Source organism: Novosphingobium sp. Sphag1I (assembly GCF_056279125.1).
The window spans coordinates 40,166-56,769 of record NZ_JBWBQS010000011.1 but is presented as its reverse complement, the minus strand read 5'-3'; the positions used below and the strand labels follow the sequence as shown (position 1 = coordinate 56,769).

16 protein-coding genes are annotated in these 16,604 nt (G+C 62.4%); 10 read left to right on the top strand and 6 right to left on the bottom strand.

Features of this window, described 5'->3' with window-relative positions:
* Nucleotides 1-103 precede the first annotated feature (103 nt).
* Complete coding sequence (locus ACZ9HU_RS13910; protein WP_476105825.1) at nt 104-1,330, bottom strand: polyhydroxyalkanoate depolymerase; 1,227 nt, start codon at nt 1,328-1,330, stop codon at nt 104-106.
* 200 nt (nt 1,331-1,530) lie between these two features.
* Here ACZ9HU_RS13910 and ACZ9HU_RS13905 point away from each other — a divergent pair, with 200 nt between their 5' ends.
* From ACZ9HU_RS13905 to ACZ9HU_RS13860, 10 genes are all read left to right on the top strand, one after another.
* The gene (locus tag ACZ9HU_RS13905) at nt 1,531-3,393 is read left to right on the top strand and encodes an ABC transporter transmembrane domain-containing protein (RefSeq protein ID WP_476105823.1); all 1,863 of its coding nucleotides are present in this window, start codon (nt 1,531-1,533) and stop codon (nt 3,391-3,393) included.
* Between the two features lie 34 nt (nt 3,394-3,427).
* Complete coding sequence (locus tag ACZ9HU_RS13900; RefSeq protein ID WP_476105820.1) at nt 3,428-4,243, top strand: undecaprenyl-diphosphate phosphatase; 816 nt, start codon at nt 3,428-3,430, stop codon at nt 4,241-4,243.
* Nucleotides 4,244-4,381: 138 nt separating this feature from the next.
* A complete protein-coding gene (locus ACZ9HU_RS13895; protein WP_476105818.1) occupies nt 4,382-4,660 on the top strand; it encodes a hypothetical protein in 279 nt (92 codons plus the stop codon).
* Between the two features lie 158 nt (nt 4,661-4,818).
* Entirely contained in the window at nt 4,819-4,986 is a 168-nt protein-coding gene (rpmG, locus tag ACZ9HU_RS13890; protein ID WP_168603399.1) for a 50S ribosomal protein L33, read from the top strand.
* Nucleotides 4,987-5,076: 90 nt separating this feature from the next.
* Nucleotides 5,077-5,718 carry a LolA family protein gene (locus ACZ9HU_RS13885; RefSeq protein WP_476105816.1) on the top strand — a complete coding sequence of 214 codons (642 nt, stop codon included), beginning with the start codon at nt 5,077-5,079 and terminating at the stop codon, nt 5,716-5,718.
* A 277-nt stretch (nt 5,719-5,995) separates the two neighbouring features.
* Nucleotides 5,996-6,784: an exodeoxyribonuclease III gene (locus ACZ9HU_RS13880; protein ID WP_476105814.1), complete on the top strand. Its 789-nt coding sequence runs from the start codon at nt 5,996-5,998 to the stop codon at nt 6,782-6,784.
* Nucleotides 6,784-7,833 carry a GTP cyclohydrolase II gene (gene ribA / locus ACZ9HU_RS13875; protein ID WP_476105812.1) on the top strand — a complete coding sequence of 350 codons (1,050 nt, stop codon included), beginning with the start codon at nt 6,784-6,786 and terminating at the stop codon, nt 7,831-7,833. Before ACZ9HU_RS13880 ends, ribA begins: the two co-directional genes overlap by 1 nt.
* Before the next feature lie 114 nt (nt 7,834-7,947).
* Nucleotides 7,948-8,463, top strand: a complete 516-nt coding sequence (locus ACZ9HU_RS13870; protein WP_476105810.1) for a (2Fe-2S)-binding protein — start codon at nt 7,948-7,950, stop codon at nt 8,461-8,463.
* Between the two features lie 2 nt (nt 8,464-8,465).
* The gene (locus tag ACZ9HU_RS13865) at nt 8,466-10,790 is read left to right on the top strand and encodes a molybdopterin cofactor-binding domain-containing protein (RefSeq protein WP_476105807.1); all 2,325 of its coding nucleotides are present in this window, start codon (nt 8,466-8,468) and stop codon (nt 10,788-10,790) included.
* A gap of 155 nt (nt 10,791-10,945) precedes the next feature.
* Complete coding sequence (locus ACZ9HU_RS13860) at nt 10,946-11,146, top strand: hypothetical protein (protein ID WP_476105804.1); 201 nt, start codon at nt 10,946-10,948, stop codon at nt 11,144-11,146.
* Here the strand turns inward: ACZ9HU_RS13860 and ACZ9HU_RS13855 are convergent.
* The 5 genes from ACZ9HU_RS13855 to ACZ9HU_RS13835 form a co-directional block, all read right to left on the bottom strand.
* Complete coding sequence (locus tag ACZ9HU_RS13855) at nt 11,143-12,045, bottom strand: LysR family transcriptional regulator (protein WP_476105802.1); 903 nt, start codon at nt 12,043-12,045, stop codon at nt 11,143-11,145. The genes ACZ9HU_RS13860 and ACZ9HU_RS13855 overlap by 4 nt on opposite strands.
* Nucleotides 12,042-13,208, bottom strand: a complete 1,167-nt coding sequence (locus ACZ9HU_RS13850; protein ID WP_476105800.1) for a multidrug effflux MFS transporter — start codon at nt 13,206-13,208, stop codon at nt 12,042-12,044. The genes ACZ9HU_RS13855 and ACZ9HU_RS13850 overlap by 4 nt, the downstream gene beginning before the upstream one ends.
* Before the next feature lie 59 nt (nt 13,209-13,267).
* Nucleotides 13,268-14,263 carry an aldo/keto reductase gene (locus tag ACZ9HU_RS13845; protein ID WP_476105798.1) on the bottom strand — a complete coding sequence of 332 codons (996 nt, stop codon included), beginning with the start codon at nt 14,261-14,263 and terminating at the stop codon, nt 13,268-13,270.
* Between the two features lie 144 nt (nt 14,264-14,407).
* Nucleotides 14,408-15,460, bottom strand: a complete 1,053-nt coding sequence (locus ACZ9HU_RS13840; RefSeq protein ID WP_476105796.1) for a sugar phosphate isomerase/epimerase family protein — start codon at nt 15,458-15,460, stop codon at nt 14,408-14,410.
* Between the two features lie 11 nt (nt 15,461-15,471).
* The gene (locus tag ACZ9HU_RS13835) at nt 15,472-16,587 is read right to left on the bottom strand and encodes a Gfo/Idh/MocA family protein (RefSeq protein ID WP_476105794.1); all 1,116 of its coding nucleotides are present in this window, start codon (nt 16,585-16,587) and stop codon (nt 15,472-15,474) included.
* Between the last annotated feature and the right edge of the window lie 17 nt (nt 16,588-16,604).

Genomic DNA, 16,604 nt, shown 5'->3' with positions numbered 1-16,604 from the left:
AAACTACTGGTGGAGTCTTGTTAACCATGACGTTTTTCTCTTGTGCCGATTCGCGACAAATAGAGAAAAACGTCCAATAGTTGCGGTTTTTTCGTGTTTTGAATCAACGGCTGGGGTGCTTGGCCATCCATTCTTCGACCACCGGGGCAATGCGGCCGCGCCACTTGCTGCCGTTGAAAATGCCATAATGGCCCACGCTTTCGGCCAGAAGATAGCGCTTGTTCTCCTCGGGCAGATTATGCGCCAGCGTCAAAGCGGCGCGCGTCTGGCCGATGCCGGAAATATCGTCGCGCTCACCCTCGACCGCCAGAAGCGCGGTGTCGGTGATCGCGCCCAGATCAATCGGCTTGCCGCGATGAACAAACTCGCCCTTGGGCAGCGAGTGCTTCTGGAACACATGTTCGATGGTCTGAAGATAGAAATCCGCGGTCATGTCGCAGACGCTGCGATATTCCTCATAGAAGCCTTTGGTCGAATCCGCGCTGTCGCCATCGCCTTCGACCAGATGTTTGAACATCTGCCAATGGCTCATCATGTGCGAATGCAGGTTCATGCTGATGAAGCCGGCCAGTTGCAGAAAGCCGGGGTAAACCTTGCGGCCCGCGCCGGGGTAATGCAGCGGCACGGTGGCCACCACATTATGTTCAAACCAGCTGAGGGGGCGGGTGACAGCCACGTCATTGACGCTGGTGGGCGCCTCACGCGTGTCCACCGGGCCACCCATCAAGGTCAGCGTCAGCGGGCGGCAGGGGTGCTTGCCCGCGCCCATGATGGCCGTGGCGGCATAGGCGGGCACCGAAGGCTGGCACACGGCCAGCATATGCGTGTTCGGCCCGATATGTTCGAGATAGCCGATCAGATAGTCGATATAATCGTCCAGATCGAAGCGGCTCGCTTCCATCGGCACCATCTTCGCATCGGCCCAATCGGTGATGTAAACGACGCTGCGTTCCAGCATCCGCGCCACCGTCCCGCGCAGCAGCGTGGCGTAGTGCCCGCTCATCGGCGCGACGATCAAAAGCTTGGGCGCGTCGGCGGGCAGGCCATCATGGCTGAAGCGGAGCAGATTGCCGAAGGGGCGGTGCAGCACGATTGCCTCGGTGACATTGTGCGATGCGCCATCGACCGTCACCGTTTCGATGTCGAAACTGGGTTTACCACGAGGCATTGCAGCATGCGAAAAAACATCCAGAGCCGAGGCCATAACCTGTCCCAGACCCAGCGCGGCCATCGGATTGGCCGGATTCGTCAACGTTTCGGCCATCACCGATGCCCATGCGCTGGCACCTGAAAGAAGGCTGCGTTGCATTTCATAAGCGTTGTATAACATCAACTTATCCTCTGCGCGGCGTCGTGATGGGGGAATACGCCACGGTCTTGTTGTCATACATATCGCGATATTCCTTCAATCTTGCAATCCGACGAAGGCTCAACTGTCCGTAGAGAGAGCAGGTAAGGGCCTTAAAGTTGGTAACCATGGCCATCATCGGCGGTTCCAAACCTTGTAAAAATCCTATAGGGCGCTGGCCCATGTCTGCGAGCCAAGCTGAAGCCCCCGTTTCCCCCGCCCCTGTGGCATCTGGCGTGCCCGATGGCGCTTCTGGAGAGGTTGCCGCAACCCAAAAGCCGTCGAAGGATCTGGGGCCTCTGCGCATGGTGTGGCGCGCGGCGGTGGCCTATCCGGGGCGGCTGGCGGCGGCAGGGGCGGCGCTGATCGTCACATCCGCCACCACGGCCAGCGTACCATGGGGTTTCCGGCAAGTGGTGGACAAGGGCTTTGCCCGTGGCAGCGACCCGGCCACGATTGACCGCTGGTTTGAAACCTTGCTGGCGATGGTGGCGGTGCTGGCCATTGGCACGGCGGTGCGTTTCTTTAACGTATCGTGGTTGGGCGAGCGTGTGGTGGCCGACATCCGGCTGGCCGTACAGCGCAACCTGTTGCGCCAACCGCCCAGCTTCTTTGAGGAAAACAGCCCCAAGGAAATTTCCAGCCGCATGACCGCAGACACCGCTCTGATCGAACAGGTGGTGGGCACGACGGTTTCGGTGGCGCTGCGCAATGCGATCACGGCGATTGTCGGCATCGGCATCCTGTTCTTCCTCGCGCCGAAATTGACGGGCATGTTGGTGATCGCCATTCCGGTGGTGGTGGGGCCGATCGTGTGGTTCGGGCGCCGGTTGCGCCGCGAATCGCGATCCAGCCAGGACCGCATCGCCGACATTGGCGCGATGGTGACCGAGGTTCTGGGCGCGGCGCGCATTGTTCAGGCGTTTAATCAGGAAACGCGTGAAAGCGACCGTTTCGCCGCCGCTGTCGAGCGCAGCTTTGGCACGGCGCTGCGCCGGATCAAGATCCGCTCGACCATGACCAGCGTGGTGACGCTGCTGGTTCTCGGCTCGCTGGTGCTGCTGATGTGGCGCGGGGCGCAGGGCGTGGCGTCGGGCGAGATTTCGGGCGGCATCATCGCGCAATTCGTGCTGACCGGCGCTTTGGTGGCGGGGGCCTTTGGCTCGCTGACCGAGGTGTATGGCGATCTGGTGCGCGCGGCTGGCGCGGCGAGTCGTTTGTCCGAATTGCTCAACGAACGCCCCGCGATTGCGCCGCCGGCCAAGCCGATTGCCTTGCCCAGCCCGGCGCGCGGCCAGATCAGCTTTGAAAATGTCACCTTCCGCTATCCCACCCGGCCCGAAGTGGCGGCACTGTCCAGTTTCGACCTGAAAGTCGAGCCGGGCGAGACGGTGGCGATTGTCGGGCCTTCGGGTGCGGGCAAATCGACGATCTTCCAACTGGCCGAACGTTTCTATGATCCGCAGGGCGGGGCGATCAAGCTGGACGGCGTGCCCTTGACCGGGGCCGATCCGGCGGAAATTCGCCAGCGCATGGCTCTGGTCCCGCAGGAAGGCGTGCTGTTTGCCGCCAGCGCCCGCGACAATCTGCGCTATGGCAATTGGGGCGCGTCGGACGAGGCGATCTGGGAGGCGGCCCGCGCGGCCAATGCTGAAAACTTCCTGCGCGAATTGCCTGAAGGCTTGGACACTTTCCTTGGCGAAAACGGCGCGCGCCTGTCGGGCGGTCAGCGTCAGCGCATGGCGATTGCCCGCGCGATCCTGCGTGATGCGCCGATCCTGCTGCTGGACGAAGCCACATCCGCGCTGGACGCGGAAAGCGAACGTCTGGTGCAGGATGCGCTGGAGCGCCTGATGAAGGGGCGCACCACGCTGGTCATCGCGCACCGTCTGGCCACCGTGCGTCAGGCCGACCGCATCGTCGTGATGGAAGGCGGGCGCATCGTCGAGGTCGGCCGTCACGATGAATTGACCCAGGCGGGCGGCCTTTATGCCCGCCTTGCCAGTTTGCAATTTGACGAACGGGCCTTTGCAGGCGATGCTTGAGCCTCTCCTCTCTCGCCAAAATTAAGGACAATTCATGCCCTTGCTTGTGACCGCCATCCTGCTCGGCATTGTCGAAGGTCTGACGGAATTTCTGCCGGTGTCCTCGACGGGGCACCTGATCCTTGCGGCCAAGCTGTTCGGCTATGACGATGCGCAATGGTCGGTGTTCAATATCGTGATCCAGCTGGGCGCGATTCTGGCTGTGGTGGTGCTCTATTGGCGCACGTTCTGGGCGGTGGGTCTGGGCCTGATTCGCGGGGAAAAAACCGCGATCCAGTTCATCATCAACCTGCTGGTGGCCTTTATCCCGGCGGTGGTGCTGGGGCTGATCTTTAAAAAGAAGATCGACATTCTGCTCGAAAGCCCGCTGGTCGTGGCATGGGCGCTGGTGGTTGGGGGCGTTGCGATCATCGCCATCGAACGTTTTGCCAAGGGCGGCGATTATGTCGGCATCGGCCAATTGCCGGTGACCAAATGCCTTGGCGTGGGCCTTGTGCAATGTCTGGCCATGGTGCCGGGCGTGTCGCGTTCGGGCGCGACGATCATGGGCGCGCTGTGCATGGGCATCAACCGTTCGACGGCGGCGGAATTCAGCTTCTTCCTGGCCATCCCCACCATGCTGGGCGCGACGGTGCTGCAATTGGCCAGCCATCGTGATGAGTTGACCGCGGGCACGTCGGCGGTCGGTATGAGCGAAATTGCGGTGGGCTTTGTCGTGTCCTTTGTCGTGGCGCTGGCCGTGATCAAGGGCTTTGTCACCTATATCAGCCGTCGCGGTTTCACGCCTTTTGCGATCTATCGCATCATCGCGGGCGCGGTGGCGATCTATGCGTTGAGCCATGTCGGCTGACGGGCTTTGCCGTGGCGCATGGGTGTCACGGCATCGCATTGGCCCGATGGCGGGCACGGGATGGCGCATTTCATGCCCAAAAGACGCATAAATCTTTCACCCGGCTTGTAGTAAGCTGCGCTTGAAAGGAATCGCGCGATGACCCTGCTTGCCCTTTTGCTGATCGGTGCCCTTGTCGGATTGTTGACCGGGGCGGTGCTGCGGCGCGTTGGCATCATTTCCAGACTGGCCGATATCGGCTTTGGGCTGGTGGGGGCCTTTGTGGTGGGCGCCATGGGGTCTGGCGCGCTGATACAGGGGCTGGATCGTCATTACGCGGCCTTTGCGGCGGCGGGGGCGGCCGGGCTTGTGCTGCTGGTTCATGTCGCGTCGGCGCTGCTTCGGCCCGTTCATGCCAAATATTACAAGCGCCGATAGGCAATCGCGCTTGACTCTGCGCCCCGGCTAAAGCATGGGGCCACCCTCTTGTTGGGCGGCGCGCAAGGTGCCGCTTGGCTCATGTGAATTTTGCCCTGGTTGGCGCGCCGCTGTTTCAGCGATGCAAGGACCGGGTCTGGAACAATTAGGAAAGTGTCATGGCAAAGCCCGCAACCGTCAAGATCCGTCTGGTTTCCAGCGCCAACACCGGCTTCTTCTATGTGACCAAGAAGAACCCGCGCAACACCACGGAAAAGTTCAGCTTCCGCAAGTATGATCCCGTTGCCCGCAAGCACGTGGAATTCAAGGAAGCCAAGATCAAGTAAGATTCACGAGCGGTTCAAGCCTGCGTCTGTATAAGCGCGGGCATGAAAAACGCTCAGAACTTACCGAATCATCCGGCGCCGCGTTTTAGAATGCTGCGCCTGGCCATGGGGCTGCTGGTTGCGGGACCGGCGGCCCTTTCGCTTGTTGCCTCAAGCCCCGCCTTGGCCGCGCCGGCCGCGAATCCGGCCGCCACGATCAATCAGGCCGTCGCCGCGCTGCGCGGCATCGAGACGATGCGCGCCAATTTCGTCCAGCGTTCCGATGCCACCGGCCAACAAGTGACCGGCGTGCTGAGCCTGAAGCGTCCGGGCAAGATTCGTTTTCAATATCAGGCCGGCTATCCCGTCCTGATCATTTCGGACGGCAAGGCGCTGACCGTTGTCGATTCGGAAGTGAAGCAGACCCAGCGCTGGCCGATCGGCAAAAGCCCGATGGGCGCGCTGTTGAACCCGACGCGCGATGTCGCGCAATATGGCACGCTGCTGCCCAGTCTTGACCCCAATGTCGTCAACATCCGAGTCGCGGACCGTATGCATCCCGAATATGGGGTGATGTCGCTGACCTTTGCCCGCAAGGCCAGTGCGCCGGGCGGGCTGGAGCTGGTGGGCTGGCAGACGGTGGACGCACAGAATCGCCGCACGACGATTATCCTTACCGGACATCAATATGGGCTGGGCTTGGGTGATGATTTGTTCAAATATCTCGATATTCGCGGCCGTTTCGGCAAATGATACGCTTAAATTTCATTGCTGTGACAAACTGCGACAATGCTGGCGATCTCGTTCATAAGAGAGCAAGGCAAGCAGCCGTATAGAGGTTCTCGACAAGACGGACGAGCTGGTGGGTTTTCCCCCCTGTTGCCCACCCCCTCTAACGAGATCCGTCTGTCAGCGTGACGAACGCTACACGAACCCTCGCTTCCCATGCCCCCGGGAAGCGAGGGTTTTCTTTATCCGGTCATCGAAAAAGGCGGTGCCACTTTGCCCGCGATGCATTAAGGGCAGCGCCATGATCTCTATTGCCACCTGGAACATCAACTCGGTGCGGCTGCGTATGCCGCTGGTCGAACGCTATCTGGCGGAACATGCGCCCGATGTGCTGTGCCTTCAGGAAATCAAGACGGTAGCAGAGTTGTTCCCGGCGCAGGCCTTTGCCGATCTGGGTTACACCTATCAGGCGGTGCATGGGCAAAAGGGGTATCACGGCGTGGCCACGGTCGCCCGCATTCCCTTTACCGAAGTGTCGCGCAATGACTGGCAGGCCAATGGCGAGGCGCGCCATGTCGGCGTGCGGCTGGATGGCTGCGGCGTTCTGGTGGAAAACGTCTATATTCCGGCGGGCGGCGATGAGCCCGACCGCACCATCAACCCCAAGTTTGGCCAGAAGCTCGATTTCCTTGAGCGCATGACGCAATGGGCCGAAGGGCTGAAGGAACCCACGCTGATCATGGGCGACTTTAACATCGCCCCGCTGGAAAGCGACGTGTGGAGCCACAAGGCGCTGCTCAAGGTGGTCAGCCACACGCCGATCGAGGTCGAGACGTTGGCGCGTTTTCAGGCGGCGCATGATTTCGTCGATATCGGCCGCCAGATGATTGGCGCGCCCGAACGCTATTATTCATGGTGGTCGTACCGCGCCAAGGACTGGCGTGTGAATGACAAGGGGCGCCGTCTGGACCACATCTGGGGTTCGGCCAGCGTCGCGGCGCAGGCCCGCGGACACAGCGTTTTGGAGGACGCGCGCAATTGGGAAAAATGTTCGGACCATGTGCCGATCATCACGGAGTTTGATTTGTAATGAGCGCGACGCGGCGGGTTGCGCGCGCGCTGGATGCGTTGCGCCATGGCTGGGCGGTGCGGGTTGGCCCATGGGTGCTGTTGCCCGCCGAAACGGGTTTCGGGGCCGGTGTGGCCTCGACCCGGATGCTGATTTCCGCCGCCCGCGCCACCACGCTCAAACTGGCCAATCAGCGCGATGCCGCCGAACCCGAAAGCCCGGTGATGATTCGCGGGGCCGATGGGTTTGACCTCTCGCTGGCCCGCGCCATGGGCGATCCGGCGCTCGATTTGGCCAATCCGCTCAAAGGCCCGTTTCTGGCCCAGCCGATCGACGATCATGCCAGCGCGGTGGCGGCTATGGAGCTGGCGCGTCTGGCCGGTGTCCTGCCCGCGTTTCTTGTCGACCCCAGCGGGGTGGAGGAAGCGCAGGAAGTTTCCGCCGCCGATCTGGAGGACTGGAAAGACCCGCGCCATCTGAGCATCGCCTCTCGCGCCCGCCTGCCGGTGTCGGTGTGTGAAAGCGCCGAAATTGTGGCATTTCGTGCTCTGGATGATCTGCGCGAACATGTGGCGCTGGTTCTGGGGCGGCAGAGCGCGGACCGGGTGCCCTTGGTGCGGCTCCATTCCGAATGCCTGACGGGCGATGTGCTGGGCAGCCTGAAATGCGATTGCGGGCCGCAATTGGACGCGGCATTGGCCGCGATGGCGGACGAGGCGAATAATGGCGGCTGGGGCGTGCTGCTCTACCTGCGTCAGGAAGGGCGCGGCATCGGTCTGGTCAACAAGCTGCGCGCGTATCAGCTTCAGGATCAGGGCTTTGACACGGTGGACGCCAACCAGCGTCTGGGCCTGCCGAATGAGGCGCGCGATTTTCCGGTGGCGGCGCGGATGCTCGAACTCTTGGGCGTGCATGGCATTAGGCTCATGACCAACAATCCGGCCAAGGTCGAAACGTTAAAGTCGGTGGGCGTCAAGGTTATCGAGCGCGTTGCCCATGCCTTGCCCGCCAATCCGCATAATGCGCGCTATCTGGCGACGAAACGGGATCGTTCGGGGCATTTCCTTTAACGCCGCCATCCCGGTTTGATGAATTGGCGTCATAGGCTCTATCATTTTCACCTGATTATCCTGCGCGGTTGAATGGAGTATGGTTCCCGGCAATCATTTGTCGGGAGAACATCCATGCCCAAGCTCACCGTGAACGGCCAAAGCCGCGAGGTGAAGGCCTCACCCGATACGCCCTTGCTCTATGTGCTGCGCGGCGAGTTGGACGTGATGACGCCCAAGTTCGGCTGCGGCCTTGCGCAATGCGGCGCCTGTTCGGTGCTGGTCGACGGCGAAGAAATCCGCGCCTGCATCACGCCCATCGGGTCGCTCGATGGCAAGGAAGTCACCACGGTCGATGGCCTGCCCGCGCGCTGGGCCAAGCAGAAGGGCCTGACGCCCGACCCCGACCGCTTGCATCCGGTGCAGCAGGCATGGGTCGATGAACAGGTGCCCCAATGCGGCATTTGCCAATTCGGCATGATGATCAAGGTCACCGAATTGCTCGAACATAACCCAAAACCGACGGATGCCGACATCAAGGCGGCGCTGACCACATCGGGGCCGTCGCCGCATCTTTGCCGCTGTGCATCCTATGCGGCGATTCTGGACGGGGCGCATCGCGCCGCCAAATTGATGGCAGGGGAGGCGTAGTCATGACTCAAGTGATGGAAACCCCCGACCAGTTCGACATTCACGGTGCGGCACTTTCGCGGCGCGGCTTTCTGGGCGCGGGCGGCGTGATGCTCGTCATGCTGGGCTTGCCTGCGGGCCGGGCATCGGCGCAGACCAATTCGCTTGATGCGGCAAAACCGGCCAGTTGGATCGAGATCCACGCCGATTCCACTGTGACCATGCGCACGGGCAAATGCGATTTCGGGCAAAGCTCGATCTACACCGCCTATCGTCAGATCGTGGCCGAGGAATTGGGCATGAGCGTCGAGGCGATCACCACGGTGGTGGCGGGCGATACCGACCGCACCCCCGATGGCGGCGGCACCTTCGGCCTGCTGCGCAACGCGGGCACCAATATGCGCAAGGCCGCCGCCTATACGCGCGAAGCGGTGCTGGAACTGGCCGCCCAGCGCTTTGGCGTGCCACGCAGCGCGGTTTCGGTGGCCAAGGGCGTGATCACCGGCGGCGGCAAGAGCGCGACCTATGGCGAAATCATTGCGGGCCAGACCTTGCGCCTGATCATACCCACCGAAGGCTCGCTCACCGATTTTCGCGGGCTGGTGGTCACCGGCAATCCGCCGCTCAAAAAACTCGCGGATTATACCGAGGTGGGCAAGCCCGTCACCAACCCAATCATCGCGCCCAAGGTTTCGGGTAAAACGCAATGGGTGGGTGACGTCAAATTGCCCGACATGCTGCACGCCCGCGTGATCCATCCGGCGACTTTGGGTTCGACGCTGATCACGCCGGGGCGGCTGGACGCGGCGCAATATCCCGGCGCGAAACTGGTGCAGGTCGGCAACCTGCTGGCTGTCGTCTCGCCCGATGAATGGCAGGCGGTGATGGCGGCGCAGGCTGTTGCCGCCGATACGAAATGGAGCGACTGGAAAGCGTTGCCCACCTCGGAAAAGCTGGCCGAACATCTGCGCGCCAAGGTGGACTGGAGCGAGGTGCCCGCCACCAAGGGCGTGACCAGGGGCGACATATCAACCGCTGCGGCCAAGAAGCATAGCGGCGCTTATTTCATGCCCTATCTCAAACATGCCCCTATCGGGCCGACGGTGTCGCTGGCGGATGTGAAGGGAGATGGTTCGGTAACTGTCCATACCCATTCGCAAAATCCGCAATTCCTGCGCGCCGCCATCGCGAAAATGCTGGCCGTGGGCGAGGATAAGGTCGTGGTACGCACCTATCCGGGGCCGGGCCATTTTGGCCGTTCGAACGGCGGCAATGCGGGGTCGGAGGATGAGGCCGTCCTGCTGTCGCGCGCGCTGGGCGTGCCGGTGCGGGTGCAATGGATGCGCCACGATGACATGGGATGGTCGACGCAAAGTTCGTGCATGGTGGCCGATATCAAGATCGGCCTTGGTCCCGATGGTCGCATTGTGACCTATGAGGCGACCCATTCCGGCCCGCCGATGCAGGATGACCGCCCGATTGGCGCGCTGCTGGCCGGGTTGCCGGTGATTTCGCCGCCCACGCCCGCCAACCCGTCGCCCATTCACACGGCGCGGATCGCCATTGCCGATCGCTGGATCTATGATGCGGTGCCCCATGTCGCCGAAACGGGGCGGGGCACCTATCAGATCGGTGAACGCGAATCGCCGCTCAAGGTCGGCCTGCGCGACCATTCAATGCGCACCCCGATCCAGTTCCAGCAGAATTTCCCCCGCGAGGTGGCGATGAGCGAGGCGGCGATGCTGGCGGGCAAGGATGCGCTGCAATTCCGCATCGACCATACGCAGGACCCGCGCGTAAAAGCCGTTCTGGAACGGTTGCGCACCGAATCGGCATGGGACAATCGCTCCTCGCCCGCCAAGGGGGCCAGCGCCAGGGGCGCCAAGGTTGTGCGTGGGCGCGGCGTGTCGATGATGCTGCGCGACAATGGCTATTGGGCCTGCGCGGCCTTTGTCGCGGTCACCCCCTCGACCGGCGAGGTCAAGGTTGAGCGCATGGTTCTGGTGTCCGATCCAGGCATTGTGGTCAACCCGCTGCAACTAAAGCGGCAGGCGCAGGCCGGGTGCCTGATGGGTATTTCCGAGGCGCTGCACGAAGAGGTCAGCTTTGACACCGGCGCTGTCACCAGCCTCGACTGGTCGACCTATCCGATCCTGACGGCGGCGGAAATGCCGGACCTGAAGGTGGTGATCGCGCCCTATGCCGGGGCGGAGGTCTATGGTCAGGGTTCGGAAAGCGCCAATGCTCTGGCCGCGCCCGCGATTGCCGGGGCGTTCCTTGACGCAACCGGGCGGCCTGCGCGCCGCATCCCGCTGCGCCCGGAATATGTAAAGGCGATGCTGGCCTGATTTGGGGAAGGCCGCAGGGTCTATGCCTTGCGGCCATTGCCATTGTCCATTTCCGCGATGCGCGCTTTGACAATCGCGGCGGGGGGATTATGGGCGCGGCCATACATCTTCCGGGCGGTCATTCCATGGTCGCCGATTCACAAGGACCCAATCGCGTGACCAAGGCCATCAAACTGTCGCTGACCGAAGACGAAGCCGAAATGATCGTGGACGCGCTGGAAGCGGACATGGAAGGCTATCTGGAATCGGCCAAGGAAGCACGCGGCAACAACAACCGCGAAGACGTGAAGACCTTTACCGAAGCGGCCGAACGCATCGGCGCGATGATCACCAAGCTGCGCGCGCTTCTGGATTAATCCCCGCGATAGCGCAGGGCCTCGACCAGCAGGGCAAAGGCTGGCGAGGCCTGGCGGCGGCTGGGGTAATAGAGGTGGTATCCGGCAAAGGGCGGGGTCCAATCCTCCAGCACGCGGATCAGGCGGCCTGCGGCAATGCCGTCACGCACCACGTCATCGATGGTCATGACCAACCCCATGCCCGCCTCGGCCGCCTGAACCAGCATGCCCGATCCGCCAAAGGTCAATTGGCCTTCGACGCGGACATTCATCACCCGCCCGTCTTTTTCAAATTCCCATGCGTAAAGGCCGCCCGAACTGGGCAGGCGCAGGTTGACGCAATTGTGCTGGGCCAGATCCTGCGGCGTTTGGGGCATGGGGTATTTGTCGAAATATTCTGGCGATCCGACACAGGCCATGCACAGCGCAGGCCCGATGCGCACCGCGATCATGTCGCGCGCAATCGCCTCGCCAAGGCGGATACCGGCGTCGAACCGTTCCTCGACAATATCGACAAAGCCGTTGTTGATGCTGACCTCGACATGGATGTCGGGATATTGCGGCAACACCCGCTGTAAAGCGGGCCACAGCAGCGTGCGGGCGGCATGTTCGGATGCCGTGATGCGGATATTGCCCGCCGGGCGTTCGCGCATCTGGGTTATCTCGCCGATCCCGGCGTTGATCTGATCGAGCGCCGGGCCGATCGTGGCGACCAGCTTTTCCCCCGCCTCGGTCGGCGAAACCGAGCGCGTGGTGCGGGTCAGCAGCCGCACGCCCATCTTGGCCTCCAACCGCCGCATCATGTGGCTGAGCGCGGATTGGGAAACGTCCAGCTTGGCCGCGGCGCGGGTAAAGCTGCGCTCCTCCGACACCACCAGAAAGGCCGCCAGATCGGCCAGATCGCTGCGATCAACGCTCACGCGCGGGGCTTCCTCATGCTGCGTATGGTCAGGGCCAGGCTGGCGTAAGCGGCCAGCCCGCCAAAGGCGATTGTATAGGCCATCGGGCGCGGCGTGCCATCGGCGCAAAGGCTGATAAGGGCCGAACCGATCATGCCCGACCCATATTGCGCCGCGCCCATCATTGCCGAAACGGCGCCGGCCTGTTGGGGATGCTCGGCCATGGCGCGGGCCATGGAATTGGCGACGATCAAACCCGATGCCGCGACATAGACAAAGCAGATCAGCGCCAGCGTAACCATCCCGCCCCATCCCGTCGTCACGACGATGGCCATGGCCACGCCCGACACGGCGGTTGCGATCACGCCCCAACGCATCAGCGCCCATCCGCCGAACCGAGGCAGAAGGCGCACATTGGCCATATTGGCCGCCATGATCCCGATGATGCCAATGCCAAAGACCACGCCAAAGGCCTGCACCGGGACATGGTGATAGGTGATAAAGGCAAAGGGGCTGCCTGCGACATAGGCATAGACGCCCACGTAATAGAACCCCCCGATCAATGCGCAGGACATCACGCGCGGGTCCATCACCAGCCGCCGATATTGGCCAAAGGCCTCCATCAAGCCGACCTGCGAACGCCGCTCCACCGGCAAGGTTTCGGGCACTGTGGCCAATCCCAGGCCGGTGACTATGCCGATCCCGACCAACAGCCAGAAGATCGCCCGCCACCCGGCCCAGACCAGAATCTGTCCGCCCAGCAAAGGCCCGATCAGCGGGGCAATCGCCATGACGGTGATCAGGGTGGAAAGCATCTGACCCGACCGTTCCGCGCCATAGAGGTCGCGCACCATCGCCCGCGACAGGACCACACCCGCACACGCGCCCAGCGCCTGAACCACGCGCCATGCGATGACGGCATGGGCCGACCCCGCCATGGCGCAACCGGCCGATCCGATCACGAACAGCACCAGCCCAATGGCGATCGGCCTCTTGCGCCCATAACGGTCACCCACCGGCCCCCAGAACAATTGCCCGCCCGACAGGCCCACCAGATAGGCCGCGATGGTCAATTCCATCGTGCCGGGGCCAACGCCAAAGGCATGGGCCATGGTCGGCATCGCGGGCAGGTAAAAATCGGTCGAGATCGAGGCAAAGCCCATCAGCGCGCATAAAACGGCCATCAGGCGCAGCGGATTGGACTCCGCTGCGCCTGTCGAGGCTGATTGGGTGGCAGGGGCGCTCACAGGCCCGTCATGGCTTCGGCGGCCGGTGTGTAACGCGCGCCCTGCACTTCGATCCGGGTCAGCCATTGCGCGATCTGTTCAAGGTCGCCCGGCGTCAGCACTACATTGGCCGCGCCCAGATTCTCCTCCATCCGGTGCAGCTTGGTCGTGCCGGGGATGGGGACCATATAGGATCGTTGGGCCAGCAGCCATGCCAGAGCAATCTGGGCCGGGGTGGCGTCATGTTGCGCAGCAATCGCCTTTAACCCATCGACCAGCGCCAGATTGGCCGCCAGAGCATCGGCCTGAAAACGGGGCAGGGTGGCGCGGAAATCGCCCTGCGACACGTCGGCGGTGCTGGCAATCGCGCCGGTCAGAAAGCCTTTGCCCAGCGGCGAATAGGGGACAAGGCCGATGCCCAGTTCATCGCAGGCGTCGAGAATGCCATTGGTTTCAACCTGCCGCGTCCAGAGCGAATATTCGTTCTGCAACATCGCGACCGGTTGAACCGCATGGGCGCGGCGCAAGGTGGCCGCAGAAGGTTCGCTCATGCCGAAATGCTTGACCTTGCCCTGCGCAATCAGGTCGCGCACGGTTCCCGCGACATCCTCAATCGGCACATTGGGATCGACGCGGTGCTGGTAAAACACGTCCAGCGCATCGACGCGCAGGCGCTTGAGCGAGGCCTCGGCCACGGCGCGGATGCGTTCGGGGCGGCTGCACACGCCGCGCATGGCGCGGGTTTCCGGATCAATGTCGAAACCGAATTTCGTGGCGATCACCACCTGTCCCTTAAAAGGTTCGAGCGCCTCGCCCACGGTTTCCTCGTTGGTCCATGGGCCATAGACTTCGGCGGTGTCAAAAAATGTCACGCCGCGTTCAACCGCGGCGCGGATCAAACTGATCCCGTCGGCGCGCGAGACGGTGTGGGCATAGCCAAAATCCAGCCCCATACAGCCATAGCCGATGGCGGAAACCTTGGGGCCATTCTGGCCAAGCTGGCGGATATTCATAAGCCGGTCACTCCTGCTGGGGGTATGACGGGCTTTTACCCCATCGGGCTTATGAAGATTAGCGTGAAAGGGCGGCATACGGTTATGAAATATGTTCATGAAAGGTGAGGGAACCTTTCCCGCATGCCGCCTTGGAATGGGGTATCAGAACCCCATGATCTTCTTGTTCAATGCGCGATCCGAACCCGAATCGGCGAAGTCATCAAAAGCATGCTCGGTGACCGGAATGATATGCTTGGCGATGAAGGGGGCGCCTTCGGCCGCGCCCACTTCGGGGTGTTTGAGCGCACATTCCCATTCCAGCACGGCCCAGCCGGCATAGTCATACTGGGCCATCTTGCTGAAGATCTGGCCGAAATCGACCTGACCATCGCCAAGGCTGCGGAAACGGCCCGGACGGTTGACCCAGCTCTGATAGCCGCCATAGACGCCGCTGCGGCCCGACGGGCGGAATTCGGCGTCCTTTACGTGGAAGCACTTGATGCGTTCGTGGTAAATGTCGATGAACTGAACATAATCCAGACATTGCAGCACGAAATGCGACGGGTCGTACAGGATGTTGGCGCGCGGGTGGTTGTCCACGCGTTCAAGGAACATCTCAAACGTCACGCCATCGTGCAGGTCTTCGCCCGGATGCAGTTCAAAGCCGATATCGACGCCGTTTTCATCAAACACGTCCAAAATCGGTTTCCACCGGCGGGCCAGTTCGTCGAACGCATCCTCGACAAGCCCTGCAGGACGCTGGGGCCAGGGGTAGACATAGGGCCATGCCAGCGCGCCGGGGAACGAGGCGTGCGTGGTCAGGCCCAGACGCTGCGAAGCCTTGGCGGCAAAATGCAATTGTTCGACCGCCCACGCCTGACGCGCGGCGGGATTGCCGCGCACATGCGGCGCGGCAAAGCCGTCGAATTGCGCGTCATAGGCCGGATGCACCGCAACCAATTGCCCCTGAAGATGGGTCGACAACTCGGTGATTTCCAGCCCCTTGTCGGCCAGCATCCCCTTGATATCGTCGCAATAGGTCTGGCTTTCCGCCGCCTTGGCCAGATCGAACAGGCGTCTGTCCCATGACGGAATCTGGATGCCCTTGTAACCCAGCCCCGCCATGTAATCGGCGATCGCGGGCAGCGAGTTGAACGGCGCGGCATCGCTCGCGAATTGCGCGAGGAAGATGCCGGGGCCTTTGATGGTCTTCATGTGTCGGTTCCTTAAACCGTGAATGGGGTCCAGCCCGCGCCCGCCTTGGACAGCGCAACGGCCTGTTCGATCAGCGCCATGCCGCGCAGGCCATCGGCGATGCCGGGGACCAGCGAGCCTTCCTCGCCGCGGATCTGGCGTGCGAAATCGCGATAAAGATTGGCGAAGGCTTCGAGATAGCCTTCCGGATGGCCGCCGGGCGTGCGCGTGGCGCGCAGCGCATCAGGGCCGAGGCTGGGATCACCTGCCTGTACCACTTCGCTGTGGCCGTCATCGTGAAAGATCCAGAGCATGTTGGGATCTTCCTGACGCCAGCGCAGGCCCGCCTTTTCGCCATAGATGCGCAGGCAAAGGCCGTTGCGTTCGCCCACCGAAATCTGGCTGGCCAGCAAGGCGCCGCGTGCGCCATTGGCGAAACGCAGCAGGATCTGGCAATCGTCATCGACGCGGCGGCCCGGAACCACCGTGCCCAGATCGGCAAGGATTTCGGTCACCTGCAAACCCGTCACGAATTCGGCCAGATGGAAGGCATGGACGCCAATATCGGCAACGCAACCACCAACGCCGGACCGTGCCGGATCGCCACGCCATTCGGCCTGCTTGCCGGTGTCGGGTTTGGCCAGCCAGCCCTGCGGATATTCGACCACCACCTTGCGGATCGGGCCAAGCACGCCGGCGGCAATGCGCGCGCGGGCTTCACGCACCAAAGGATAGCCCGAATAGGTATAGGTCAGGGCAAAGGGCTTGCCCGCCTTTTCAACGATCTCGGCCAGTTCATGCGCCTGCGCCAGCGTGGTTGTCGCGGGCTTGTCGCAGATCACGGCAAAGCCAGCCTCCAGCGCGGCCTTGGCCGCGGGCAGGTGCATGTGGTTGGGCGTGGTGATCGCCACAAAATCAATCGGGTCCGAACGCTTGGCTTCCTCGGCCAGCATGGTGGCGATGTCGGCATAGGCGCGGGCCGGGTCGATCCGGTACGCTTCCCCCGCCGCCCGCGACTTTTCCGCGCTGGAACTGAAGGCCCCCGCCACCAGTTCAATCTCGCGGTCCATTTCCGCCGCAATACGATGCACCGGACCGATAAATGCCCCCGGACCACCGCCAATCATTCCCATCCGCAAGCGGCGCATTTCACTCTCCCTTGGAG